At 40.5% G+C, this 26,686-nt stretch carries 18 protein-coding genes and 1 pseudogene; all 19 read left to right on the forward strand.

What is annotated here, in order from left to right; translation table 11 throughout:
• Nucleotides 1–261 precede the first annotated feature (261 nt).
• Nucleotides 262–1,902: a phage tail sheath family protein gene (locus tag V7K44_RS25960; RefSeq protein ID WP_334935777.1), complete on the forward strand. Its 1,641-nt coding sequence runs from the start codon at nucleotides 262–264 to the stop codon at nucleotides 1,900–1,902.
• Between the two features lie 10 nt (nucleotides 1,903–1,912).
• On the forward strand, nucleotides 1,913–2,383 hold the full coding sequence (locus V7K44_RS25965) for a phage tail protein (RefSeq protein ID WP_334935779.1): 471 nt from the start codon (nucleotides 1,913–1,915) through the stop codon (nucleotides 2,381–2,383).
• 67 nt (nucleotides 2,384–2,450) lie between these two features.
• Nucleotides 2,451–3,188 (forward strand): T4 family baseplate hub assembly chaperone, encoded by a 738-nt coding sequence (locus V7K44_RS25970; RefSeq protein WP_334935781.1) that lies wholly within the window; start codon nucleotides 2,451–2,453, stop codon nucleotides 3,186–3,188.
• A complete protein-coding gene (locus V7K44_RS25975; RefSeq protein ID WP_334935783.1) occupies nucleotides 3,188–6,310 on the forward strand; it encodes a hypothetical protein in 3,123 nt (1,040 codons plus the stop codon). The genes V7K44_RS25970 and V7K44_RS25975 overlap by 1 nt, the downstream gene beginning before the upstream one ends.
• A gap of 3 nt (nucleotides 6,311–6,313) precedes the next feature.
• Nucleotides 6,314–7,561, forward strand: a complete 1,248-nt coding sequence (locus V7K44_RS25980; RefSeq protein WP_334935785.1) for a DUF4255 domain-containing protein — start codon at nucleotides 6,314–6,316, stop codon at nucleotides 7,559–7,561.
• Nucleotides 7,558–9,645, forward strand: coding sequence for an ATP-binding protein (locus tag V7K44_RS25985; protein WP_334935787.1), 2,088 nt, complete (start codon nucleotides 7,558–7,560; stop codon nucleotides 9,643–9,645). The genes V7K44_RS25980 and V7K44_RS25985 overlap by 4 nt, the downstream gene beginning before the upstream one ends.
• Nucleotides 9,642–9,890 carry a hypothetical protein gene (locus V7K44_RS25990; protein ID WP_334935789.1) on the forward strand — a complete coding sequence of 83 codons (249 nt, stop codon included), beginning with the start codon at nucleotides 9,642–9,644 and terminating at the stop codon, nucleotides 9,888–9,890. Before V7K44_RS25985 ends, V7K44_RS25990 begins: the two co-directional genes overlap by 4 nt.
• Complete coding sequence (locus V7K44_RS25995; protein ID WP_334935791.1) at nucleotides 9,887–11,452, forward strand: eCIS core domain-containing protein; 1,566 nt, start codon at nucleotides 9,887–9,889, stop codon at nucleotides 11,450–11,452. Before V7K44_RS25990 ends, V7K44_RS25995 begins: the two co-directional genes overlap by 4 nt.
• A 177-nt stretch (nucleotides 11,453–11,629) precedes the next feature.
• Entirely contained in the window at nucleotides 11,630–12,064 is a 435-nt protein-coding gene (locus tag V7K44_RS26000; RefSeq protein ID WP_334935794.1) for a hypothetical protein, read from the forward strand.
• Between the two features lie 129 nt (nucleotides 12,065–12,193).
• Entirely contained in the window at nucleotides 12,194–12,850 is a 657-nt protein-coding gene (locus V7K44_RS26005) for a hypothetical protein (RefSeq protein ID WP_334935796.1), read from the forward strand.
• 97 nt (nucleotides 12,851–12,947) lie between these two features.
• Nucleotides 12,948–13,232, forward strand: coding sequence for a LysM domain-containing protein (locus tag V7K44_RS26010; protein WP_334935798.1), 285 nt, complete (start codon nucleotides 12,948–12,950; stop codon nucleotides 13,230–13,232).
• Nucleotides 13,233–13,244: 12 nt separating this feature from the next.
• Nucleotides 13,245–14,405: a phage late control D family protein gene (locus V7K44_RS26015; RefSeq protein WP_334935800.1), complete on the forward strand. Its 1,161-nt coding sequence runs from the start codon at nucleotides 13,245–13,247 to the stop codon at nucleotides 14,403–14,405.
• A complete protein-coding gene (locus V7K44_RS26020) occupies nucleotides 14,402–14,953 on the forward strand; it encodes a phage baseplate assembly protein V (RefSeq protein ID WP_334935802.1) in 552 nt (183 codons plus the stop codon). The genes V7K44_RS26015 and V7K44_RS26020 overlap by 4 nt, the downstream gene beginning before the upstream one ends.
• Nucleotides 14,953–15,357 carry a GPW/gp25 family protein gene (locus V7K44_RS26025; protein ID WP_334935804.1) on the forward strand — a complete coding sequence of 135 codons (405 nt, stop codon included), beginning with the start codon at nucleotides 14,953–14,955 and terminating at the stop codon, nucleotides 15,355–15,357. The genes V7K44_RS26020 and V7K44_RS26025 overlap by 1 nt, the downstream gene beginning before the upstream one ends.
• Nucleotides 15,354–17,885, forward strand: a complete 2,532-nt coding sequence (locus V7K44_RS26030; protein ID WP_334935806.1) for a putative baseplate assembly protein — start codon at nucleotides 15,354–15,356, stop codon at nucleotides 17,883–17,885. The genes V7K44_RS26025 and V7K44_RS26030 overlap by 4 nt, the downstream gene beginning before the upstream one ends.
• Complete coding sequence (locus tag V7K44_RS26035) at nucleotides 17,882–20,788, forward strand: baseplate J/gp47 family protein (protein ID WP_334935808.1); 2,907 nt, start codon at nucleotides 17,882–17,884, stop codon at nucleotides 20,786–20,788. Before V7K44_RS26030 ends, V7K44_RS26035 begins: the two co-directional genes overlap by 4 nt.
• The gene (locus V7K44_RS26040; protein WP_334935810.1) at nucleotides 20,785–23,343 is read left to right on the forward strand and encodes a hypothetical protein; all 2,559 of its coding nucleotides are present in this window, start codon (nucleotides 20,785–20,787) and stop codon (nucleotides 23,341–23,343) included. The genes V7K44_RS26035 and V7K44_RS26040 overlap by 4 nt, the downstream gene beginning before the upstream one ends.
• A gap of 10 nt (nucleotides 23,344–23,353) precedes the next feature.
• Nucleotides 23,354–25,735 carry a DUF6519 domain-containing protein gene (locus tag V7K44_RS26045; protein ID WP_334935812.1) on the forward strand — a complete coding sequence of 794 codons (2,382 nt, stop codon included), beginning with the start codon at nucleotides 23,354–23,356 and terminating at the stop codon, nucleotides 25,733–25,735.
• Nucleotides 25,736–25,938: 203 nt separating this feature from the next.
• Nucleotides 25,939–26,454 (forward strand): annotated as a pseudogene (locus V7K44_RS26050) (transposase); the annotation flags it as partial.
• Between the last annotated feature and the right edge of the window lie 232 nt (nucleotides 26,455–26,686).

Raw genomic sequence — 26,686 nt, forward strand, 5'->3', positions numbered from 1 at the left:
TTAGTACCATTCCTATTTAAAGATGTTATTTTTCATGAGTTTTACTATGAGTTATGAGATGAGTTTTATGAGTTTCAGAGCCGATGAGACAACTAATATTAAAAGTAATTCGCTCCAATGTTATATCTAATACGAATTTGGCTTACTTGCTCAAATAACTTATTACTGATATGAAAATTTACAATCTATCTTAATTTTTTTATTTAAAAGTTGACTATTTTGTCAATTTGTAGGTTTTAATTCTTAATCAGAGAACGAACAATGCCCATACAACCAACTTATCCAGGCGTTTACGTAGAAGAGATTCCTAGTGGAGTACGTACGATTACAGGCGTATCTACCTCTATCACTGCCTTTATTGGTCGCGCCTTACGAGGCCCTGTAGACGAGCCGATTACTATTAACAGTTATGGCGACTTTGAACGCATTTTTGGCGGATTGTGGCTGAATAGTACCCTTGGCTATGCTGTACGAGATTTTTACCTCAATGGTGGTAGCCAAGCAATTATTGTCCGACTCACTCACTCCAAGTTGAAACAGGCAGAAGGTCAAGCTCCAGCAGAAGGTCAAACTCCAGGGGAAACTGAACCCACAGCTAAGAAAGCACAACTAAATGTGAATGGTCTTCACTTAGAAGCAGCGAATGAAGGCAGTTGGGGAAATGCTTTGAAAGTGCGGATAGATATAGATATTAAAGTAAGAGGTGACGCAAATGAGCAAAAACTATTCAACATTACAGTTCTGGATCAAAATACAAGTCAATTAGAAGTATTTCGCAACGTATCGGTGCTGCCAAATCATCCCAGACGAGTAGATAAAGTTTTGTTGAATGAATCTTATTTCGTTCGATTTAGAGATGAACCTCTGCCAACAGACAGACCAGCTGCTCATGCTCAACCCGCACCTGGTAAAAGATTGTGGGATGATAATAACGATACAAATACCAATACAAATACCAAAGCGGAACCAAACAGCGGTGCAGATGGTGACGATCTAGATGTGAACGACTTCACAGGGACAAATAAGGAAGCAAATAAACAGGGTCTTTACGCTTTAAATAAAGCCGACCTGTTTAATATGCTTTGTATTCCGCCTTATAAAAACGATGGCAATATAAATTATGACTCTTTAGTGGATCAAGCAGCAGAATTTTGTAAAGAGCGTCGCGCGTTTTTCATCATCGATCCGCCTAGTAATTGGACTGATAAGGATAAGGCCAAAGCTGGTATTCAGAACGATCTTGGTGAACCAACTAGTTATGCTGCTGTTTTCTTTCCTCGAATCAAGCAACCAAATCCTTTACGGGAAAATCAAATAGAAGAATTTGTTCCTTGTGGTGCGATCGCGGGTGTATTTGCTCGAACTGATGTTCAACGCGGTGTGTGGAAGGCTCCAGCAGGTACAGAAGCAACATTGACAGGTGTACCACAATTGAGTGTACCTCTAACAGATCCAGACAATGGGGAATTGAATCCTTTGGGAATTAATTGTTTGCGAACTCTACCAGCTTATGGTCGTGTGATTTGGGGATCGCGGACGCGCAACGGAGATGACCGTCTTACGGATGAATGGAAGTATATTCCGGTTCGCCGTTTCGCACTTTTCTTGGAAGAAAGTCTTTATCGCGGTACGCAATGGGTTGTCTTTGAGCCAAATGACGAGCCGTTATGGGCGCAAATTCGCTTGAATCTTGGAGCTTTTATGCACACTCTCTTCCTTCAAGGAGCCTTTCAAGGTCGTAAGCCGGAAGATGCTTACTTTGTGAAGTGTGATAAGGAAACAACAATCCAAAATGATATTAACTTAGGAATTGTCAATATTATTGTTGGTTTTGCTCCTCTCAAACCTGCTGAATTTGTCGTTCTCAAGATTCAGCAAATAGCCGGACAAATAGCAATTTAAGGAGAAATATATGCCTTCTATTTCAGGTAAACGTTTAGACCTCTACAAAAACTTTAAGTTTGTTGTGAAATTCGCTGGTAAAGACGTGGCTGGGGTAAGTAAAGTCAGTGGTCTGAAGCGAACCACTGAGGTCATAGAACACCGCACAGGCGGCGACCCTAGCACTGTCTATAAGTCTCCCGGACAAAGCAAGTACGATGCCATTACCTTAGAACGAGGTGTTAGCAAAGATAATGATTTTGAACAATGGGCAAATAAAGTCTGGGCGCTTGGTGGTAGTCCAGAAGTGTCTTTAGCAGATTTCCGTAAAGATATCACTATTGAGGTTCGTGATGAAGCTGGTCAGCCAAAGGGTTCATATAACGTTTTTGGTTGCTGGGTTTCGGAATATCAAGCTTTACCAGACTTGGATGCTAGTGCTAATGCTGTTGCTATCGAGTACATAAAGATAGAAAACGAAGGTTGGGAACGTGCTTCATGATTAACCCGGCTTAGTTAATCAAGATTTAATTGTTTAACCAGCAGGAAACTAACTATACGATTCCTATATGCGATCGCTATCAGCCTCAGAACTGTTAAATATCTGGGAGTGGGGACTTAATCAGCCATCTTGGTCTAAAGCAATCAAGCTACTAGCTAGTGCTTGTCCTGAAACCTCCATAGATATGCTTACTCAACTCAGTCTCGGTCAGCGTGATGCTATGCTGCTGACATTGCGGGAGTGGACATTTGGTTCACAACTGGTTAGTCAAGTCACCTGTCCAAGCTGTGGTGAAGTCTTGGAACTCAATTCTGATATTGCAGATATGCGTGTAGCATCACTGTCACTTGAACCAGTTGAGAAATATTGTCTTGAGCTTGCTGATTATCAGGTGAGTTTTCGTCTACCAAACAGTTTAGATATGATAGCGATCGCTGAACACAAACAGCTAGAGATTGCTCAAGAGATTTTATTAGAACGCTGTATTTTGCAAGCAGTGTGTAACGGCGAATATCTGCCGTTTCAGCAATTACCATCTCATACCAGAGATGCAATTATTACCCAAATGGCTCAAGCTGATCCTCAAGCAAATGTGTCAATTGATATTTCCTGTTCCGCTTGCAACCACCAATGGCAATCATTATTTGACATTGTGTCGTTCTTCTGGGCTGAGATTAACGCTTGGGGATTTCGAGTGTTGCGAGAGGTACATACTTTGGCTGCTGCTTACAGTTGGCGTGAAGCTGATATTTTGGCGATGAGTCCCAGACGGCGACAATTGTACTTAGAGATGGTGACGGACTGATGAGCAATTATCTCTTTCATTTGGTAGCTAAAGGCTTTAACTTAATCGATACAGTTCAACCTCTTGTCTTATCAGTCTTTGAACCGTTACCAGAGTCTAACCTTGACTGGGAGCCATCGATTACCACAGACTCAACTGAGTTAGAAACAACATCAGAAGCGGAAAAATTTCCCAATTTTGACATTGTGCAGTTGTTGGAGAAGCGATCGCCTGCAACAATAGGGCAAATATCTGAAGAGATAACTAACCCCCTGTTAACTAATTTAACTTCAACACCTGTTCAATCTTCCCAACCAATATTAAAGTCAATTCCTAATTTGACACAAAAGCCTGACTTAGAATTATCCTCCAATTGGCCTTTTTTAGATTCAGTTCTGACTCAAGTCAGCACTGATAATCAGCAATTTACTTCAAACCCAGAGCAAAAAAAAAGTATTACTCCACTAACTTTTGCTGCTGCTCAATTATCACAGAAACAATCAAGTAAAATTAATCCTGTTGTTTCTTCTATCCAACCTTCAAACTCAGATCAAAAAACAAGCACTACCACACTAAATTTGGTTCCTGGTCAATTATCACAGAAACAACTAACTAAAATTAATCCTGCTGTTTCTTTTGTTCAACCTTCAAACATAGTCAATTGGGAACGATTAATAACTCAACCTTTTGTAGAATCAGAAATACTTTCACCGACTGCCAATAAAGCAGCATTTAATCTTAATACTGAGTCTATAGTTATACCACAAAAAAAGACTTACTTATCGAATCATCTCGTCTCTGTACACAACACAGAATCAAATACTTCTCTCTCTAAGCACATCTCTGAACAGAGGCAGATTCCACTTAAATCTTTCTCCCACCCACTAATTACAATCAATCGTTTGGGTTTATCTTTTCAATCACGTTTAAAGTCAGATTTACAAACATATTTCACCGAAAGTCCAACAAATTCAATAACATTTTCATTTATTCCTCCAGATCAGAAAAATTCTTTACCAAATCTAAACCCCATAATTTTAAAGACTGCGATCGCAAAGGAAAAGAATACTCTTGTCTCAAAGTTATTTGAGCAAGAATCAGGAGAACTTACAACTCAATCATTAAATAACCAATCAATTAAAATTAATCAATCAGCTTCTCATAATTCTTTACCAAAAGTATTGTACTTAAGACAATTTACCCCGGAAACACAAGCAGAAACCAGTACTATTCTATCAATTCCTAGCGTTCTAAAACAGGGAAAATCTGCAACTGAAAACTTACACAAGCAACCTATAAAAAATAATCCAGTCTTTATCCATTCTCAGTTACCACAGGTCGAAAGTTCTGAGAACTTTCCTCTTCAACTCCAATCAGAATCAACAGCGATATCTACGACGGGAAACTCTTGGAGAGGCTACACCAAGTCCTACGCACCTACTATTTCCCAAGTTCTGCCTTTAACATCTATGCAAGCAGTGGAAACTAGTACTCCCGCCTCAAATTCTGTAATTCAACCACAGGAACAAGTTGTGAGGGAATTACCACAAAAGCGATGGCTGCGCCAACGCCAAGGGCGAACGCTACAAACAGGGAATATTTTTAGTTCAGAAATATTATCAAGTCAGATTATAGAACAACCAACAGCGATACCTTTGGTAAGCTTTGCTAACTCACCTGTTATTACTCAAGTTTTGCCTTTAACACCTGTGCAAGGAGTGGAAACTAGTACTCCCAATTCGACTGTAATTCAACCACAGGAACAACTTTTGAGTAAATTAAGTAAGTCGGCAAGAATAAACCAAACTATATTACAAAACGTAAATACACCTGAAACCCTTATAAATGAAAAAGGACAGATGACAAATGACAGCCTTAGCCAGTTAGCTTTATTTGCGTCGCTTTACTTACCACAAAAGCGCTCGCTACAAACAGAGAATATCTCAATTTCAGAAATATTATCAAGTCAGATTACAGAACAACCAACAGCGATACCTTTGGTAAGCTTTGCTAACGCACCTGCTAGTAATTCAGATATAATACTAACTTTTGCTTTACATCCTTCAATCGCACAAAATAACATACAATCGCAAGTCAACTTTTCTGACTCTCACTTATCTGATTTTCGTGGGGAAAAAGCTTCTGTTCAAGAGGTCGGTTCACAAAACTATAATACGAGCGATCGCAAACATATTGGTATCCAGAAAATTGGCGTTGTGGAACAGTGGGATGAATTGGGGCAAGTTGGGGCAGAGATGAACGTTAATTACGTGCATCATCCCGCAAATATGCAACGCCAGAAAATTAATCCCAATGAAGGTGTATTGCCCAGCCCAGTTGAAAACTTAATATTACCTCAGAACGCATCCCCTAATTTATCTATGTCTGCGGATAGATTTAAAAAGCGCCAACATATTGATGTCCAGAAAATTGGCGTTGTGGAACAGTGGGATGAATTGGGGCTAGCTGGGGGAGAGATGAATGTTAATTACGCCTATCATCCCGCAAATATGCAACGCCAGCAAATTAATCGTAATCAAGGTATATTGACCAGCCCAGTTGAAAACTTAATATTACCCCAGAACCCATCCCCGAACCTTTCTATGTCTGCCAATAGATCCGAAGAGCGCCAACATATTGGTATCCAGAAAATTGGCGTTGTAGAACAGTGGGATGAATTGGGGCTAGCTGGGGGAGAGATGAACGTTAATTACGTGCATCATCCCGCAAGTATGCAACGCCAGAAAATTAATCGTAATCAAGGTATATTGACCAGCCCAGTTGAAAACTTAATATTACCTCAGAACCCATCCCCTAACTTATCTATGTCTGCGGATAGAGGCAAAGACGGAGTGGGGTCTTTGTACTTTAGGCAACTAGAGGAATCTGATTTCAGACCGCTATCTCAGCCTATTAATGACCTCACTGTAGAAAATTTGTCAGTCATTGCAGCTAGTAGCAAAAAAGCCCAAAAGCGCTCCTCAAAAGATTTGGATACACCACCTAAGATTCAAGTCACAATTGGTCGGCTGGAAATTCGCAATGCAGCCCCAGCACCACCTCCGCCTCGACCAAAGCCCCGGACAGCAACATCTGTGATGAGTTTGAATGAATACTTGCAACGACGTGCCAGAAGGAGGTAAGCGATGAGCAACGCTTTAGCTATTGCGGCTGTCACAATTACATTGCGTCACTTGCTACAGCAAAGGTTTGATATTGAGAGTTCGGGGGGAATCACTGTGACGACACGACCATTGGATAAAGTACGAGATAATACTGTTAGTAGTGGCGATCAAGTTAATTTATTTCTCTACGATACTCAAATAAACCCAGCTTGGCGGAATATGGATATTCCTTCTCAAGTGAAGCCTGGTGAAACAGGAGGGCAGCTTTTGCCGTTGAACCTCTACTACCTACTAACTGCTTACGCCCAAAATGATGACTTCCCAGAACCTACGAGTCATCGGTTATTAGGCGTGGCCATGAGTGTTTTTAATGACCATCCTATGATTACTTCTGCGGATATTAGGGCAGCTTTGCCTACTACCGATCCGACCGAGTACGACCTTGACTTACAAGAAGAACAGTTGCGAATTGATTATCAACCGCTATCTGTGGAAGAGGTGTTTAATCTCTGGTCAACTTTTCAAGTACCCTATCGAGTTTCTGCTGCTTATGAAGTGTCAGTAGTGCTGATTGAGAGTAGCTTACCTGCAAAAACTCCGCTACCGATTATTAAACGTCAGTCTAGCGATCGCGGCCCAATTCTGCAATCAAACCTATCGTCACCCTTACCCACATTAGTTTCTCTGCAATTGCCTAATCAGCAAGCTAGCGCCAGATTGGGCGATATTTTGATTCTTAATGGTTTTCACTTAGATGCTGAAAATGTAGTTATATCTTTGACAAATATTCGTTTAGAAATTTCTCTGGAATTATCACCTTTAGCAGAGAGGACGGCAACGGATATTAGAGTTAAATTACCTGATGAGCCTGTAAACTGGGCGGCGGGTTTTTATACCGTGGTAGTCAAAGTAACGCGGACTGGCGAACCAAGTCGGACTACTAATGAATTATCTTTTGCCTTAGCACCTAAAATCTTGAATATTATACCACAACAGGCAACAGTAGACGCTAATGGCGAAGTAACGCTCACCCTGATTTTAAGCCCCCAAGTGCGACCAAGACAGCGGGTAGCGTTATTGTTGGGCGATCGCGAAATTTTGTCTCAACCACATCCAAATCAAACAGATAGGCTGGAGTTTCGCATTGCAGATGTTACACCGGGTGAGTATTTTGTACGAGTGCGGATTGATGGAGTAGATAGTTTGCTGGTGGATCGCACAGTGACACCGCCTGTTTTCGACCAAAATCAGAAGGTGGTGATTTTATGAACAACCTCGATTCTTGGAGAGCAAACAATGAAGAATACCTAGCAAATGAACTGGCTTGGCTACGCTGGCGTTTGTCTGAGTTTGCACAGTTACCTGATATTGAAAAGCCTAAAGTCACAGAAATGGCAATAGTGGAAGGGATGAATCCATCCACAGCACTAGTTCTATTAAGCCAAAAGTTAGATTTATCTGACTTTGAACAACAGGTCTTACTGTTATGCATTGCAATGGAATTAGATCCAGGTATAGCGCGTCTTTGCGCCAAAGCTTCAGATAATTCTCACCAGCCTTATCCTACCTTTGCCTTAGCTTTTTCATTATTCGATGAACCTACTTGGGATGCCCTTTCTTGGGAACGCCCTTTACGTTACTGGCGATTAATTGAAATTCATCAGTCAGGAGTTCAACCACTAACTACGAGTGGCTTACGGGTAGATGAACGTATATTAAATTATATCAAAGGATTAAATTCTTTAGACGAGCGCTTGGTATCATTACTGATGCCGATGGAAACAGCAGAATGGAATGTAAAATTACCCCCATCTCAAAACGCTGTTGTCAAAACAATTATTCAGCAACTGCACCAAACGCACAGAGAACAACGTTTACCTATTATTCAGCTAGTGGGGGCAGATTCTCTCAGCAAGCAACTAATAGCCCAACATGTAGCAGCGCAACTAGATAAATATGTCTATCGTTTGTCAGTGGAATTATTGCCCACTCAAGCGGGAGAATTAGAGACAATTGCTCGTTTGTGGCATCGGGAAAGCTTGCTATTGCCGCTGGCGCTGTATTTAGATGCCCAAGAAATTGACACTAAAACGACTACAGAAGGACAAGCACTTCCCTTGCATCGGTTTCTTACCCGCAGTGGTGGTCTACTTTTTCTTAGCACTCGTGAAGTTAGGCAATTGGGTCTGCCGACAATTGTCGTAGATGTTGAAAAGCCAACACTCAGCGAACAAAAAGCAACGTGGACTGAGGCATTAGGAGGAGTAGCAGATACTAGTCCGCAGGTTCTGGCGACTCAGTTTAACCTCAATTTAGTCAAGATTGAGCAGATTGCCCAGCAGGTGGTGGGGGAAATGCCGTCGCAGGAAGAAGACCTAACCCCCCCAGCCCTCGGAAGGGGGGAGGAAGAGGACTCCCCTCTCCTTGTAGGAGAGGGGTTGGGGGAGAGGTTCAACGAATCGGCTTGGAGAAAAACCTTGCGTGACAGACTTTGGTCGGCGTGTCTTGCTAGTACTCGTCCGCAGTTAGATACTTTAGCTCAACGCCTCGACCCGAAAGCAACTTGGGATAATCTTGTCCTACCAGCAGAAGAGACAAACTTACTACATCAAATTGCCGACCAAATCAGGCAGCGCAGCCTAGTTTATCAAGAATGGGGTTTTCACAACCGCATGAATCGGGGTATGGGGATTAGTGCCTTGTTTGCGGGAGAAAGCGGCACAGGGAAGACGATGGCGGCGGAGGTGATAGCCAATGATTTACAGCTAAATCTTTACCGGATTGACCTCTCATCTGTGGTCAACAAATATATTGGAGAAACGGAGAAAAATCTACGGCGTTTGTTTGATGCGGCGGAAGATGGCGGGGCAATTCTGTTTTTTGATGAAGCGGATGCCTTATTTGGCAAACGTTCTGAGGTGAAGGATAGCCACGACCGCTACGCCAATATTGAGGTGAATTACCTGTTGCAGCGATTGGAGACTTATCGGGGTTTGGCGATTTTGGCAACCAATCTCAAGAGTTCGCTGGATCATGCCTTTATGCGTCGCTTGCGGTTTATTGTGAATTTTCCTTTTCCGGGTGTGGCTGAACGTCAGGTGATGTGGCAAAAGGTGTTTCCACCAGAGACACCAACACAGGATTTAGATTTTAACCGTTTGGCACGTTTGAATATGACAGGGGGCAGTATCCACAATATTGCTTTGAATGCAGCATTTCTGGCTGCTGGGGCTGGTATGCCTGTGACGATGCAGTTGGTATTGGCGGCAGCGCGGACTGAGTTTCGCAAGTTAGATCGACCAGTGAATGAAGCAGATTTTCGAGTTTTAGTACCTACGGGGGTAAGAGTATGAATATCAATATTGAGATAGAAAAGCTGATTTTAGAGGGAATGCCAATTTCTCCTAGTCAGGCGCGGTTGTTGCAAGCAGAGGTGGAGAGTGAATTAACGAGATTGCTGGCTAATGAAGGTTTACCAGACAACTTGCTCTCAGGTGGGGTAGTGCCTGGTGGTGCAATTCAACTAAAGCTTGGAACTAATCCCGCCCAAATGGGGCAACAAATTGCACAAGAAATATATCGAGGAATGAAACCATGACTAGTAAAAGAATTGCACATGATCGCCAGCAAAAAAGTGATAAACCCCAAGAAAGTGGCATTTTACAGCGTGCTGCTGTTCGTCCTGTTTGGGACGCTGGGATGCAATCAACAGATGATCGAGAGGGACTGGCATTAAGTAATTCGGCTTTTTCCAAAGACTTTAGCCAAGTGCCTATTAGCACGACTAAACCACAGCCGATTATGGCGAAGCTGACGATTGGTGCAGTGGGGGATAAATACGAACAGGAAGCTGATCGCGTAGCGGCGCAGGTGGTGCAACGAATAAATGCGCCTGCGCCTGTGCAGTCAGGTGAAGATGAAACTGTTAAGCCAGAGGAGATGGAGACAAAAGATAACGAAGCAAGACTGATGAGGTCGCCAATATTACAGCGTAAGTCTAGTGATGATGGGATGGCTGCTACGCCAGACCTTGAAGCGTCCATCAATCAGGCAAGGGGTGGCGGACAGCCGATGGCAAACAATATTCGGGAACCAATGGAACAGGCATTTGGCGCTGATTTGAGTGGGGTGAAGATTCACGCAAATGCTCAATCAGACGAGTTGAATCGGTCAATACAGGCTCGTGCTTTTACAACGGGAAAGGATGTGTTCTTTCGGCAAGGGGCGTATGAGCCTGGAAGCCTTGGAGGGCAGGAGTTGTTGGCGCATGAGTTGACTCATGTGGTGCAGCAGAATGGGGGTACAGTGCAGCGGAAGCAGATAATTCAGAGATATTCGGATATAGAAAACCAAGGAAAAGTCTCAACAACCAAAAAGCTAAGGCTTGATAAATCCACGGTTCCTGAAAAGCTTTACGCGACTAAGGAGAAACTGGAAGAAGCCAATAATATAAGGAATGGCAATGTAATATTCTTATCTGATGGTAAAGACCCGATGAAAGACACAAGGTTCCTTGTGAAACCTTCGATAAAAGACAACAGCGAGCTCGACAAGGCACTAAAGCAAAATGGCCAAGCAGAAGACGAACCAAAAGGAAATTATGAAGAAACAATACAGAGATTAGCATCCAAGATAGAGGATGAGTTTATGGATGAGTTCGATGACGACCAAGCTAAGATTAATGCTAAATTAGAGGTCAACACAAAAAAAGATAGAGAGAAGAAGTTAGTTGATATAGCAACGGAGCAGTTGTTGCAAAAGGGAATTAGTGTAAACACAATAAAAGAAAGGTTAGCAGCCTATTTAAAAAAGGATGAGACACTTGCCTCCCGCCCGTTAATGCCAAGTGATTGCAGGGAGATGGCAAATTATATAGCAGGAGGAGATCCTGAAAAGAATTTGGTTCAAGATGGCATATTAACAGCAGGAAAAGTACTTAAGTACACGCCTGGGGATGTAAGCAAGGCGGAATGGCCGTTTCACTTTGCCACGATTATCATGACAGATGATACTGACCATGTAACGATGGAAAATGCGGCTGCCAAAGAAACAGAGATATTTAGCAAGAAGAAATATGACCATAGCTGGTATTTTGAGATGTATGGGAGTAAGGATGGGCAAACATTCAAGGACAAATACAAAAAAGATATGAATGAATGAATAGAGAGGTTACATCTGAGAAAAAGAGAAGACTTATTGACAATTAGTTGTTAATAGATTTATCTCAAAGCGAAAGTGCGATCGCTCATACATGATGTTTGATTTAGTGCGATCGCAGTAGTTCTACAAAGTGCGTAACAGATTCTACAAAGACTTTTATTTTCTCACCAAAAACCCATGTTAGACTTTATTCTCATCACAGGCGATCAAGCCATATTCAACCCCATCTTTGGCAAAGCAATAGTTGTAGTGCGTCCTTTCATCTTAAAAGGTACTGGCATACCAACAGTTAACAAAAAAAATATTTGCGTTGTTGGTGACGAGAAAAAAGTTATTGTACCTGGTTGTTCTTACATAAGTCCGCCAAATATCACCCCTGGTACAGGAACACTTTCCATTCAATCCTTAGCCATCAATCAAAAAGCTAGAAAAGTTAAATCTACCCGAAAAGCAGTATTACTCAAAGGTATTACCTTCATAGCGAGATTTCAAGTTATCGTGCCAGCTCAAATACCGCCAACACCAGTAACACCAGCAATACCAGACCCCATTCCTTTGTATCCTGGTACGGGATACTTTACTACTACAAATATGACAACAAAAGGTACTTGATAAAAATTTGTAGAGACACAATTTTTTGTACTCTTATTGACTATGCGATCGCCAATTTAAAAATTTGCCTTGAGCTACGCGATCTCAATAATTAGTACCAGAAAACACAAATGATTTAGGAATAGTTTTATGTCCCACTTTCCTGGTGCGCCACGTTTATTAAAAGGAACGATCGCCATCCTTGATGCTGTCACCTTTCTCCCCAAAGGAATAATCCTATTGCAATACAATCCTGAAACACTCAGACGCACTTTACAGGTAAGAGGTGCGGGTTCTGAAGGAAGCGATCGCCTAGAAGCTTTGCGTCTAGTTGCACCACCGCTAGAGACTATTCAACTAGAGGCAGAAATTGATGCTACAGATCAACTGGAGTTTCCTACAAAAAATCCAGATACAGTGTTGTTTGGCATATACCCTCAATTAGCAGCCCTAGAAACCCTGATCTATCCTAAAAGTAGCCAAATTCAGACAAACAATCAACTCGCCCGCACAGGTGTTTTAGAAATCTTACCAAATGAGGCGGATTTAAGTGTATTTATATGGAGCTTAAATCGTGTAATGCCAGTACGCCTCTCTGAGTTCAGCATTACCGAAGAAGCATTCGATTCTAAACTAAATCCCATTCGTGCCAAAGTCAGTTTAGGTATGCAAGTATTAAGCACAAATGATTTGAGATTTGACCATAAAGGCAGCAGCTTGTTCAGAGTCTATCACAAGCAAAAAGAGCTTCTAGCTAAGGTAAACACGGCTGCGACTGTTATCAAGACAGTTGCTTCTTTCTTATAAACTTGGCTATCTTTAATAATGAATTATTTCATCTGTAAGTTTCTCAAAAATATCTCGGTAAATATAGATTTTTAGTTGTAAAATAAAAAAGAGTAAAATGTTTATTGAAAGCAGTCGTTACTACGATATAGAAATTGCCAAGTGGCAAACAACATCAAATCAAACTATCAGTTACCTCAAACGCAGATTTTTACCTTCATCACAAAGGTTTGAAATTCTTCAAGAACATCAAGTCAGCGAAGGCGATCGCCTAGATAATATCACTGCAAATTATCTTCATGACCCGGAAGTTTTTTGGCATTTATGCGATGCTAACAACGCTATGCACCCTGATAAATTGACTGCCCAAATTGGTCGGCGACTGCGTATTCCCCTCATCTAAAAAGGTTAACTTATGCCTGACTCAGATATTCGCCTAAAACTCATGATTGGTAGCACCATACCAACACCTGCGCCTTATGAAGTAATAGATGCGCTGATAGACTTAGAAGTGACTCAGCAAGACCGCGATCGCAGTGCCTTTCAAATGACCTTTAGTCTTAGTAAAGAATTAAAAAACTTTTCAGATTATTGGTTACTTCAAAAAGATATTTTGAATCCTCCCAATCGAGTTGTTATTCAAATCGTAGTTAATGTAAAAGTCGGTGTAAGCCGTAGTCTTCAAAACCCTATATTAATTGACGGCATTATTACCGATCATCAAATTGCACCGAGTAATCAACCAGGGGAATCAAGGCTAATAGTTACTGGTGAAGATATTAGTCTTATGCTCGATCTGGAAGATAAAAATGAAACCTACCTAAACTTATCTGATTCTCAAATTGTTAAGCAAATTTTACAAAAATATAAAGTTAAATATGGGCTGACATTAGATGTACAAGATACTACTAGAGATTTTTCACCCAAAAAAGAAGAACAAATTACTACTCAGCAAAGTACAGACTTACAGTTTATTCAGAAACTAGCTCTACGTAATAGTTTTATTTTTGAAATCAAACCCGATAAAACTCCTGGTAAAAACATTGCTTACTGGGGTGAGGAAAAAAAGAAAGTTACTCCTTATCAACCAGCATTGTCAATGAATATGGGGGCGTTTACCAATGTAAATTCATCTATAAGTTTCAATTTTAATGCTCTAGAATCTATTAAACCTCAAGCATCAATTAGCGATGAAAAAAGTGGAACATCAATTTCTATTCAGGTTCCTAAATCGCCCGGTCAAGCTTTAGCTAAAAAGCCTGCTAAATCATTACGAACAGAAGTGCTACGTTCCACCAATAAACTCGAAAAAATCCTAGCTCAAAAGGAAACCGAATTATTGGCTAGCCGTTCGCAGGAAAATGCCGTAACTGCTAGCGGGGAAGTAGATACTGCTCGCTATGGTTATGTCTTAGAAGTGCGTCAATTGGTGGGAGTGCGGGGTGTGGGAAAAACTTACGGCGGTTATTACTACGTCAAACAAGTAACGCATCGCATCAAGCGTGGCGAATATAAACAAAGTTTTACCTTGAAACGTGAGGGACAAGGTGCAACAATTCAGATGTTAAAAGTATGAACCAATCAAAACTTGATACTTATGGAAGTATAAATCAACAAAGACCTTCTTTTTACGGCAAATACCGAGGCGTAATATCTGACAATAACGACCCGTGGAAGATTGGTCGCGTGCAAGCAAAAGTGCAAGAAATTTTTGGCAACGATCCTAGCGGTTGGGCATTACCTTGCGTTCCTTATGCAGGTCAAGGAGTTGGGTTATTCCTCATTCCACCCAAAGGTGCTTTAGTGTGGATTGAGTTTGAAAACGGAGATCCAGATTACCCAATTTGGAGTGGCTGCTTTTGGGCAGATGAAAAGGTTCCAAACATAGTACCCGCTAATCCTTATGACCCAGAAATCAAGGTACTTAAAACCGATATTGGCAAGATTGAAATCAATGATAAACAAGGTAAGCAAAGCATAACTATTGAAGCCAAAATCGGGAAGCAAATTATGACAATAGTGATGAATAGTTCGGGAATTGAAATCAACAACGGAAACAATGCCACTGTGAATCTGAATGGTAATAAGGTATCGATTAACAACTTTGATTTGGAGGTAACTTAATGCCAGAATATCTCGTAAATCTGCCCAGGCAAAGAAATGTCACCAACATCTATTTTCCCTTCCATTTCGATATAAACTATCACACCGCCAGCACCAGCGATGAAAATCAACACATCCGCGACTTAATTGAACAACTATTGTTTACTACTCCCGGCGAACGAGTCAATCGCCCAGATTTCGGCAGTGGTGTATTGTCTTTAATTTTTGCACCCAATAGCCCGGAACTAGCAACAGCTATGCAAATTACTATTCAAGCATCTATTGAGCAATGGTTGGGTGATTTAATCGATCTACAAACTTTGGAAGTAACAAGCGTTGATTCCAGCCTTTACATAGTGGTGGAGTATTTCGTGCAAAGTTCTGGTGAAGCACAAACAGCTACTTTTAGGACAACTATACCATGAACAGCCACACCCTTACTTTCCAAAACGAACAGCGCCGCCAAGAAATCCGTAGGCAAAGAAAAAACGGACTAGATTATGTAGAAGTTAGCGATGATTTGCGATCGCTATATGTCTACTTTTTAGGTTCGGTAGCAGAAAACCTGAAAAAAGAGAATCTCTTAATTAAAGGCGGCCAGCGCATCCGCCATCTTCATGTGACTAATTTACAGGTAGAAAGTCCTCAAAATTGTGAGAGTTGCTTAACAGTTAATCTTGACCAAACTGGCGATTTCTCTGTGTATACTTTGCACTTGGTGTCATTAGATGAACAGGGCAAACCCACAGATCAACCATATCCCAATTTTGACCCACGCTACTCCCAAGTAGAATTTAAATTCCGAGATGGCATCTGTAACACTGACATGGATTGCTTGCAACAGCAAACTTGTCCACCAACGCAACTAGTTGAACCAGCTATCAACTATTTGGCCAAAGATTATGCTAGTTTTCGCCAGTTGATTTTAGACCGCCTGTCCCTGATAATGCCGGATTGGGAAGAACGTCATGTTCCCGATTTAGGAATTACTTTAGTGGAAATCCTCGCTTATGTTGGCGATTATCTCAGCTACTATCAGGACGCTGTAGCCACCGAAGCTTATCTAGAAACTGCCCGTCAACGCATTTCTGTTCGCCGTCATGCCCGTCTGATCGATTATCCCATGCATGAGGGTTGTAATGCACGTACTTGGCTGTGGCTGGAGACAAGTATTGATATTTCCCTGAAACCAAAAAATTTCTACTTTATTACTAATTATAAAAACGCGCCTCCCTTTGGCACTATCTTAGAAGATATTCGCCACCTACATGATGTTCCTCCTAACAGTTATGAAGTTTTTGAACCGCTAACGCCCTTACCGATTGATCTCTACAGCGCTCATAACAAAATCCTATTTTATACTTGGGGCGATGGTTCATGCTGTCTTTCTTATGGTTCCACAAGCGCTACATTAGTAGATGAATTTATACATCCCACACAGCCAGAGAGGGCAAATTCCTCTTCCCAACTTGAGTATCAGCGAAAATTGCATCTGGAAATTGGTGACATCCTAATTTTTGAAGAAATTAGAAGCCCGAAAACAGGTATCCCAGAAGATGCAGATATGAAGCATCGCCATGCTGTACGCTTGACCAATGTCAAGGCAAGTGTAGACGAACTTTACAATCAGCCAATTGTAGAAATCGAATGGGCAGAAGAAGACGCATTACCATTTCCCCTTTGTATTTCGGCAATAGTCCCACCAGATTGTCAGCTAGTTAATATTAGTGTTGCCAGAAGCAATGTGATTCTAGTCGATCATGGACGCACTATTGAACGGGAAGATTTAGGAACTGTACCGGGAAAAGAGATAATTCACGAGTGCGAAGAGGAAGGCGAACCTAGAGAAATTTTAGTAGTTGGCGATCGCTTCCGTCCCAGATTGCAAAAAACGCCTTTAACTTTCAGCCAACCTCTGCCCAAAAATCATCTCAAAGATGCTAAGAGTTTGCTAATTCAAGACCCCCATCAAGCATTACCCCAAATCAAACTTAAGAATACTCGAAATCACTCTACTTGGACTCCCCGGTACGACCTTATAGACAGCAACAGTGAAGACCAACATTTTGTTGTCGAAATGGACAATGATGGACAAGCACACTTACGCTTTGGAGACGGTGAATTAGGAATTAAACCAACAGTCAATACTCACTTTCAAGCAACTTACCGGGTAGGTAATGGACTTGTAGGTAATATTAGTGCTGAAGCGATTTCTTATATTGTTTTTCACAAAGAACCAATTAGTGGTTCGACATTGCAGCTACACCAGCCCTTCCCCGCTCAAGGTGGGACAGCACCCGAACCTCTATCTCAGGTGAAATTATATGCACCGCACCTATCTCACGAAAAATTAGAGCGTGCCATTACTGCTGATGACTACGCACAATTAGTAATGCAACATTTCCCGACAAAAATACAACAAGCAACAGCCACCTTACGCTGGACAGGCAGTTTGTATGAAGTCTGGGTGACAGTAGATCCCTTCAACAAAGAAACGGTAGATCGCAAATTACTGCAAAATATTACCACAGACCTAGAAAAATATCGTCGCATTGGTCATGATGTCATTGTTCAACGAGCAGCATACGTCTGTTTAGATATAGCGATGAGAGTTGATGTCAAATTTGACTATTTGCGCGGTCATGTCAAAGCTGCTTTACTGGATATTTTCAGTAACCGGATTTTAGCTGATGGTCGGCGTGGTTTTTTCCATCCCGATAACTTGACTTTTGGTCAAGGAATTGCATTAAGTCAGATTGTAGCTCAAGCTTATAGTGTTCCAGGCGTTGAAAGTGTCTCTATAACTAAATTAGAACATCTTTTTGCAGGTGACAATCAGGAGATTAAAGCAGGTTTTTTACCCATTGGTTCTTCGGAAATTGCCCGACTCGACAACAACCCCAACTTTCCCGAAAACGGTAAACTTACACTCGATTTGCGAGGTGGCAGATGAAATTAACTTGTAGCTGTAACTGTCATAACTATAAACCAAGCGATCGCTCTAGTTGTGGTTGCTGTGAAGGTGTCGAAATTCTCACTTCCACATCAGTAGCAAATCAACCTGGTTTGTATACCCTAGCTTATCGAGTTGGAACCCATGCAAGTTTTTACAAGACAATGAAAGCGCGTTTGGGCGACAGCAAGTTACCCCAGTTGAGAAATTTAAAAACACGGGACTCTAACGATCCTTCTGTTGCTTTGTTAGACGCTTGGGCTACTGTCGCAGACGTTCTGACATTTTATCAAGAACGCATAGCCAATGAAGGTTACTTACGCACTGCCATTGAACGACGTTCTTTAGTGGAATTAGCTCGATTAGTAGACTATGCACATAGTCCTGGTGTCAGTGCCAGCGTTTATTTAGCTTTTACTATAGAAGATGGTTACAGTCTAGAAATTCCAGCTGGTCTAAGTAGCCAAAGTATACCTGATTCTAATGAATCGCCGGAATTTTTTGAAACATCAGAAACACTACAAGCTTATGCCCAGTTAAATCAAATGAAACCCCGGATGAGCCAACAGCAACAGGTTAGCTCAACAAATGCTGAGAAAATTAACCAACTTTATGTGGATAGCGTAAGCACGAATCTCAAACTTAACGATCCCCTTTTACTAATCTTTGGTGATGCTAAAACCGAGCCAGTCATTCGCAAAGTTCAAATTATTGAGCCTCAACCAGAGGAAAACCGGACAAAAGTTATATTACAGCCATTACCAAAATTTACACAGCAATTAACTAGTGAGGTTTCGTCAGCAAATGACTCTTCAGCAAGTACAAAAGAACAAAAAATAAAACAATTAATCAAACTGCCATCAATACAGCCTGCGAATGCTCTAGAAATGGAGCGGACAAAACAACAAATCTTCGCTACCGGAAAGATTGATATTAATTCACAATTAATTAATAATACTTTAAATCCTGCTTCAAACACAGCAATATATCAAATCTTAACTACTAATAAAGCTAATGATTCTAAGCAGTTAAGCCAAGTTGAGGTTCTAGGAATCAAAGCTGCACCTTTCGGATACGACGTACCTTTGAAACCGATTTTTGACCAGGAAGGGCGAATTGAGAAATACGAAGAATGGCAAATTGTAGACGTAAATGAGCTAACATCAAGTTCCTCTAGCACACTACCATCTGAATTACGAAATATCTTAGCATTAGATGCCCAATATGATGGAATTACACTTGGTAGTTGGTTAGCAATTGAACGTGTAGATATTAATGAAATTGGGGTTTATCAAGTCATAAAAGTTGAAAATATCTCTAAAATTGCCTATAGCATAGTAGGAAGAATTACACAACTAACTTTAGATAAAGCTTGGTTAAAAGAACAGGATATATCTTTAGATGTCATGCGTAAAACCACAGTGTATCTCAAGAGGGAAGATTTGAATTTGTTGGAAAAACCTGTCAATCTAAAAGATGCACCAAGCGATCAAAATTATATATCTAACCAGATGGAAATTGAACTAGACAATCTCTACGAAAATCTCCAACCTGGACGTTGGTTGATTATCTCCGGCGAACGCAGTGATATATCCGATGTCAATGGTGTGTGGGCTAGCGAAGTTGTCATGCTGTCCGGCGTGAGACAGGATGTTAATCAGAATTTGCTCAATGACAAACCGCATACATTCCTCAGATTTGCTAGACATTTAGCTTATGCTTACAAACGAGAGACTGTTACTATCTATGGCAACGTAGTCAAAGCCACTCATGGCGAGACTCATACTGAAATACTGGGCAGTGGTGACGGTACTAAAGCCAATCAACAATTTACCCTATCACTACCGCCCCTCACCTATTTACCAACACCTAATCCTAGTGGCGTTGTTAGCACCTTGGAAGTATATGTTAATGATGTCCGTTGGCAAAAAGTAGAAAGTTTGATTGAGTTAAGTCCAACAGACCGTGCATATATCACCCAAACTAGTAGTGATGGCAACACAACTATTATCTTTGGCAATGGCGAACATGGAGCGAGGTTGCCTAGTGGAATTGAAAATGTCAGAGCAGTTTACCGCAGTGGTATTGGCAAAAGTGGTAATGTTGCAGCAGAAAAAATCACGCAACTGGCAATGCAACCTCTAGGTTTGAGTGGCGTACTCAACCCCATAGCAGCAACAGGAGGCGCAGACCCAGAAAGCGATTATGAAATACGCCGCAATGCACCCGTTGGCATAATATCTCTCAACCGTGCAGTTTCCGTGCAGGACTATGCCAATTTTGCCCGTACTTTTACTGGAATTGGCAAATCAAATGCTCAACGTCTTTCAAATGGTTCGGAGCAAATTCTGCACATTACCATTGCTGGGGCTGATGATATTTATATTGATAGAAATTCAGATTTATATCGTAGTTTTGTGCAAGCATTATACCAGTTTGGCGACCCCTATCAGTCACTAAAAATAGATATGCGGGAACTAATGCTGTTAATTATCAGTGCCAATGTGCGAATTTTAGCAAATTATCAATGGTCATCTGTAGCATTGATAATTCGCGCTGCTTTGTTCGATAAATTTAGCTTTGAACGTCAGGAACTAGGAGAAAATGTTGTCCTCAGTGGAGTTATCAGCACTATTCAACAAGTACCTGGGGTAGACTACGTGGTTGTAGATATTTTAGATAGCGTTTCCGAAACTGAAGCCCAAAATCCAGACATTTTAAATGCAAAACTTAAAGAACTGGGAAAAGTAGGCATCACTCTTGGAAATGGACAACCAAAACAATGGATTCCTGTAAACTTGGCTGTTTTTGATTCCACAACAAACCAACTTTTTCCTGCTCAATTAGCTATTCTCAGCCCTCAAGTGCCAGACACACTCATTCTGAAGGAGTTGAAATCATGAGCAATTCCCCAGACCGCCTTTATGAACTCTTGCCAGCTGTTTACCGCATACGTGATGCAGAACTTGACTATCCCCTACGGGATTTATTACGTGTCATTGCCGAACAAGTAGATATTGTTGAAACAGATATTACTCAACTCTACGATAACTGGTTTATTGAAACTTGCCAAGATTGGGTAGTACCATACATTGGTGATTTAATTGGTTATCAAAGTGTTCAAAATTCTAATACAAAACAGCAAGATAATAAGATTTTAAATCCCCGTCGGGAAGTAGCAAATACTATTCGCTATCGACGGCGCAAGGGGACGCTAGCTTTGTTGGAATTGCTGGCTGATAAAGTAGCTGGCTGGCCGATACGAGTTGTAGAATTTGATCGGCTAGTGAGCAAAACACAGCATATCAATCACCTGCGTTCGTCAACCTCAACAACATTAAATCTGCGTCAGGTGGATGGAATCACAAAGTTAAATAGCCCATTCGATGAATTAGCTCATACAGTAGATATCCACCATATTTCTTCACAAGAGCAACCTGGAAAGTATAATACTCCAAATATTGGTATTTTTGTTTGGCGATTAAAAGCTTATTCCATGACTCTCACACCAGCTTTTTGTTTGGAAGAGGTTAGCTCTAACTGCTACACATTTAGTATTACGGGTAACGACACTCCGCTTTACACTCGTCCCCAATTAGCAAAAGATGCAACCCAAATTGATTGCGAATTAAATTTACCTATTCCCATTCAACGGCAAGTTTTGCAATCTCACAAAAGCGATTATTTTGATTCAAACCCAAATCCAGAAGAATTTACCAAAAGTTTGCAAGTCTGGAAAGGTGTTGGCTCAAAACTGCATCTAATCTCTCCAGAGCAAATTATTATTGCCGATCTGGGCGATTGGAATTATCAACCAGACCAAGACCATATAGCAGTTGACCCAGAATTAGGGCGGATGATTTTTCCGATCCGCCAGTTACCAAAAAACGGTGTTTGGGTTTCTTATCATTATGGTTTCAGTGCTGATATTGGTGGTGGTGAATATGAGCGAACTTTATTAAATTCTGCGACACATTTTTTACTTGTTGTGGGTGATATTCTAGAGCCAGCTGCTTTTGTCTCGCAACAAGATACCTCTGCATTATCGGAGTTTTTGCCAAGGCGTAGCTCGCCGCAGGCATCGCAATTTTCCAGTGATATCCAAAGGCTTTTGGATGTCTACACTACTCCTCCTGACGAACCAGCTTTAATTACAGCTTTACTTAGAGAGTTAAATCAACTACTTTTAGGTGAAAGCCTCTATAATGAACAACCTTTTGCATCCATAACCTTGAGTACAGAAACTCAAAGATTAGTTCAGCAAAATCTCTACGGTAAAGAATTGATTCGCTGCAATCGTTTACTATTAGAAGAAGCTTTTCCATCTCAAATCAGAAGGCATTATGCTCATTACAGCGTCAGTCAAACTTCACAAGGGTATTATCAAACTATTACTGAAGCAATCTCACAGTGGCAACGAGACAAACCCCATAATGCTGTAATTGAAATTATTGATAGTGGCGTTTATGTAGAACGAATTAATATTGAACTGGAACAAAACCAAAGTCTACAATTACGTGCAGCTAACCACAAGCGTCCGGTGATACGTATTCTAGATTGGAGAACTTCTTTAAATGATGCTTTAAATGTTACAGTAGAGTCAGGAAGTTGCTTTGTTCTTGATGGTTTATTGATTACTGGTCGGGGAGTGCATATAGAAGGTAATCTCACTCAATTTGCAGATTATTCTACCTCTATTGTGCAAAAACCCGCTGCAATTATTATCCGTCATTCTACATTAGTGCCGGGCTGGTCATTACATTGTGACTGCGAACCCCGACGTGACAGCGAACCAAGTTTGGAGTTATTTAATATCAATGCGTGCGTAACGATTAAACACAGTATTGTTGGGCCCATTCAGGTTAACCAAGATGAGCTAGAGACTGACCCTTTACCTATAAATATTAGTGATAGCATTATAGATGCTATCAGTATAGAAGGTGAAGCGATCGGTGCAGTGGGTTATTCCATAGCCCATGTGCGGTTGACTATTGCACGTTGCACAGTCTTTGGTCAGATTCAAGTACATGCAATTGATTTAGCAGAAAACAATATTTTTAACGGCATTATATTCGTTGCTCGTCGCCAACAAGGTTGTATCCGTTTCTGCTACGTGATGCCTACCTCACGCACACCACGTCGGTATAATTGTCAACCCGATTTAGTCGAGCAGGTGGTTAAACAAAAAACAGAACTACAGCCAGAACAGATAGACGCAGAACAACTTCTCGCTCAAGATCGCGTACGACCTCAATTCAACAGTATACGTTATGGCACACCTACTTATTGTCAGTTAACGTCAACCTGTGCTGAAGAAATAAAACGTGGCGCTGATGATGAATCAGAAATGGGTGCTTTTCACAATCTATATCAGCCTCAAAAAGAGGCTAACCTACGCATCCGTTTAGATGAATATACACCCGCTAATACTGAAATTGGCATTATTTACGCTAGCTAAAGAGGATTTTATGCAAGGAGAATTTAGAGGCGATTTTACTCGTGATACCTACGACAAAAGCAAGCACTTCCTTCGAGTATTGATGCAACAAGGTAGAGTGCAATTAGATGCAGACTTCAACGAACAGACATCAATTTTACTAAATCGCCTGCAAAGTTTGGCCAAAGATATATTTGGACTACAAGGTGGCCCAGAGCAGAATTGTGGCTTTGAATTTATCGCCACGGAGGAGCAAATTAATAATATTAACAATCTCAGTGAGGAAAAAAAACAAGAACTAAAGCAACTACTCCAATCTGAAAAGTATTTAATTGGCAAAGGCAACTATTATGTAGATGGTATACTTTGTGAAAATGAGGAACTTGTATCTTATCCTCATCAGCCAGATTTTACGCCGGAAGTTATAGATCCTTGTAAAGTTCAATTAAATGGATCAACATATCTTGCTTATCTTGATGTTTGGGAACGACATATAACTCCGATTGAAGATCGTGACGACTTCAAAATTAATATTCGTGAAGTTGCTTTAGGGGGAGCGGATACAGCAATTCGCTCTAAGTTAGTTTGGCAAGTCAAGCTCAAACAATTAAAAGATAATCAAGATATTGAAACGGTTGCCAAGCAAGTTAGTAAGGATCGTGACTATTTTCAGAGTGTGCTAGGTCAAGAATTATTGAAGCCTGGAAAAAGCGAAATTATTGCCAGAATTACAAAGCCTAGTTCCACAGGAATAAACGATCCATGTGTTATTCCGTTTAATTCCAAATTTCGTGGTACTGAAAACCATCTTTATCGAGCGGAAATTTTTAGAGTTTCTACTACTAATCAACTATCATTTGTTTGGTCACGCGAAAATAGCTCAATTGTTTTTCCTATTGTGACATCTAATGAGGCAAATTCTTCAGTCCTTGTATTCAAGCTAGAACATTTAGGAAAGGACAAAGATTCTAGTTTATCAGCAGGTGATTGGGTTGAAATCATTAATGATGATTATATACTTGGAGATAGCGATCGCCAACTACTAAAAGTTGAGCAAGTGGATCGCATTGAGAATCAAGTAATTCTCTCAGGAGATAGCAAGAGTAACACATTGCTTCCAGAAAAGCACCCTCTATTACGCCGTTGGGACTCTAAAGAAGTCAAAGTAAATTTATCTGAAGAGGGGAATAAATGGTTTCCCCTTGAAGATGGAATTGAGATTCAATTTAAAGCAGATACTCAGAATAACTTTTATCAGGTAGGTGATTATTGGTTAATTCCTGTCCGAACAGCTACTGGCAATGTAGAATGGCCTAAACAAAAAAATAAAGAAGGAAAATTAGAGCCTCAACCTCAACTACCGCATGGTATAGCGCATTATTATGCACCTCTGGCAGTATTTTTAGGTAATCCTAATAATGTAACAGTTTATGATTGCCGAAGAAAGATTGGTAGTCAAGAAAGCACTATACCACCTATAAGTAATAAAAATAATAATCCTGTACTAGCGAATTATCAAGAAAATCCTGCAACACCTATTAATCAGAAAGAAACCACTACAGAAGCCATAACAGAATTCAATCGCATAATCAATGCTAGTTGGCATCATGATCAAGTTTTAGAAGCTACTATTGCAGAAGCACAGGAAAATTATAACAATGTCCCAGAGGATCAATTATTTAATTTAAAATCTCAGGATTTGAGAAATTTATTTACTAAACTAGGTTTAGTAATTCAATTTCAAAAACCAGTAAGAATTGATAGTTTACATAAGAGTAGTATATCTGTTTTAGCTCATACGGATAATGTGTTGAAAGGTGAAGTATTTTATATATTGCCAATGAAAGTTGAGCCAGTTCAAGTTACAAAAACTGAAATAAAATCTATCCGTTGGGCAATGGGCAATGATATATTAGATAGTAATATCAATCTAATTACAGAAGTTGAACCTTTGACAAGTGAAGATAATGCTTATACAGAAGCTGTTAGATTAATTACACCTGATGATTGGTCGCAAAAAGCTGTCTTTTACCAAAGTAATATCTATCAGTTTACTGTCTCATTGCATGGCGACTGGATTATGAATGAGGAACCATTGTTTGAGAGCGAAAAGTTTAATTTACAAGGGGATTTAAATAAAGGGATGATTCCTGATGGATTACGTCAGCAATTTCAACAAAAAGGAATTTCCCTTTCCCCAAATATTATTTTGTTTACGGAAAAAGAAAATTTAAAATGGCGCTTAGTCGATGCAGGTCAAATTTACATTCTTAAACTAAATAACAATAAATTAACAGTTAGCAAAATTCAGGCATTGGATGGTAACAATATTTGGCCTGGTGTTCCTGAGCGATTTAGTGGAAATGGCTCTGAAGGAGGTGACTGGGTAAGTATTATTCATATCAAAACTTGACTTGCAGAAATTGGCGCGAATGCAGGAATAAGACGGGATCTTCAGAGAGTTCAGGCGCTCATCTGATGCTATTCTAGGAAACGTTTAAAACAAACCCAACACATCAGGCAATACCTGTGCCAAAAAAAGAGTATGAAGGGAGAGGGCTGATGTAGTAGAGTTATTGTCTTCCACAACGACAACTCAAAAGCTACAATTCGCCCATGTTCGACATCCTATCACTTTTACAATGCTTGCTACCGCAAATAAATGCTACGACCATGCGGCAATTGAATCAGATAATCATAGCGATGTTAGCAATGAGCGGGCGAGTTACCACGTTGGGGATTTCTCGTTGGACAGGTATTGGTGGTAGTTATCGGACAATGATGAGGTTATTTCATACAGTAATCCCTTGGGCGACGCTGTTCTGGTTATTCTTTCGCAAGCATTTATTTCGTGCAAATGAGATATATTTGCTAGCAGGAGATGAAGTTGTAATAGGTAAATCAGGGAAACAAACTTACGGACTGGATAGATTTTTTTCTAGCCTGGATAGCAAACCTATATTAGGACTATCTTTTTTTACATTATCATTAGTAAGTGTTCAGCAAAGACACTCATTTCCAATTCAGATAGAACAGGTCATAAAGAGTGATATAGAAAAAAGTAGGTCATCACCAGCTAAAGAAATAAAACCGAAAGAGAAACGTCAGCATGGACGACCAAAAGGAAGTAAGCCTATTTGATTAACTCAGATTTTTGCCAAGCTTACTGCTTTAGGTCGTATTCATCCCATTTCTACGGGCGTTGAACTCTCGTAAATTGGCAAAGGTATTGATACTAATTGATATAATTAAATTCATGCTATGCTAGCTGTAACGACCTGCAATACTAATCGCTCAAACCTGCAATCAAGACATTTACAAACCAGGATTAACTGCAACTATAATTACGCTTCAGCCAGGATTA

Source organism: Nostoc sp. (genome assembly GCF_036917235.1).
Lineage (GTDB): Bacteria > Cyanobacteriota > Cyanobacteriia > Cyanobacteriales > Nostocaceae > Nostoc.

What these genes read in the sequence shown, in the direction of transcription:
- V7K44_RS25960 (WP_334935777.1), top strand. Translation starts at nt 262, where the DNA reads ATGCCCATACAACCAACTTATCCAGGCGTTTACGTAGAAGAGATTCCT.
- V7K44_RS25965 (WP_334935779.1), top strand. Translation starts at nt 1,913, where the DNA reads ATGCCTTCTATTTCAGGTAAACGTTTAGACCTCTACAAAAACTTTAAG.
- V7K44_RS25970 (WP_334935781.1), top strand. Translation starts at nt 2,451, where the DNA reads ATGCGATCGCTATCAGCCTCAGAACTGTTAAATATCTGGGAGTGGGGA.
- V7K44_RS25975 (WP_334935783.1), top strand. Translation starts at nt 3,188, where the DNA reads ATGAGCAATTATCTCTTTCATTTGGTAGCTAAAGGCTTTAACTTAATC.
- V7K44_RS25980 (WP_334935785.1), top strand. Translation starts at nt 6,314, where the DNA reads ATGAGCAACGCTTTAGCTATTGCGGCTGTCACAATTACATTGCGTCAC.
- V7K44_RS25985 (WP_334935787.1), top strand. Translation starts at nt 7,558, where the DNA reads ATGAACAACCTCGATTCTTGGAGAGCAAACAATGAAGAATACCTAGCA.
- V7K44_RS25990 (WP_334935789.1), top strand. Translation starts at nt 9,642, where the DNA reads ATGAATATCAATATTGAGATAGAAAAGCTGATTTTAGAGGGAATGCCA.
- V7K44_RS25995 (WP_334935791.1), top strand. Translation starts at nt 9,887, where the DNA reads ATGACTAGTAAAAGAATTGCACATGATCGCCAGCAAAAAAGTGATAAA.
- V7K44_RS26000 (WP_334935794.1), top strand. Translation starts at nt 11,630, where the DNA reads ATGTTAGACTTTATTCTCATCACAGGCGATCAAGCCATATTCAACCCC.
- V7K44_RS26005 (WP_334935796.1), top strand. Translation starts at nt 12,194, where the DNA reads ATGTCCCACTTTCCTGGTGCGCCACGTTTATTAAAAGGAACGATCGCC.
- V7K44_RS26010 (WP_334935798.1), top strand. Translation starts at nt 12,948, where the DNA reads ATGTTTATTGAAAGCAGTCGTTACTACGATATAGAAATTGCCAAGTGG.
- V7K44_RS26015 (WP_334935800.1), top strand. Translation starts at nt 13,245, where the DNA reads ATGCCTGACTCAGATATTCGCCTAAAACTCATGATTGGTAGCACCATA.
- V7K44_RS26020 (WP_334935802.1), top strand. Translation starts at nt 14,402, where the DNA reads ATGAACCAATCAAAACTTGATACTTATGGAAGTATAAATCAACAAAGA.
- V7K44_RS26025 (WP_334935804.1), top strand. Translation starts at nt 14,953, where the DNA reads ATGCCAGAATATCTCGTAAATCTGCCCAGGCAAAGAAATGTCACCAAC.
- V7K44_RS26030 (WP_334935806.1), top strand. Translation starts at nt 15,354, where the DNA reads ATGAACAGCCACACCCTTACTTTCCAAAACGAACAGCGCCGCCAAGAA.
- V7K44_RS26035 (WP_334935808.1), top strand. Translation starts at nt 17,882, where the DNA reads ATGAAATTAACTTGTAGCTGTAACTGTCATAACTATAAACCAAGCGAT.
- V7K44_RS26040 (WP_334935810.1), top strand. Translation starts at nt 20,785, where the DNA reads ATGAGCAATTCCCCAGACCGCCTTTATGAACTCTTGCCAGCTGTTTAC.
- V7K44_RS26045 (WP_334935812.1), top strand. Translation starts at nt 23,354, where the DNA reads ATGCAAGGAGAATTTAGAGGCGATTTTACTCGTGATACCTACGACAAA.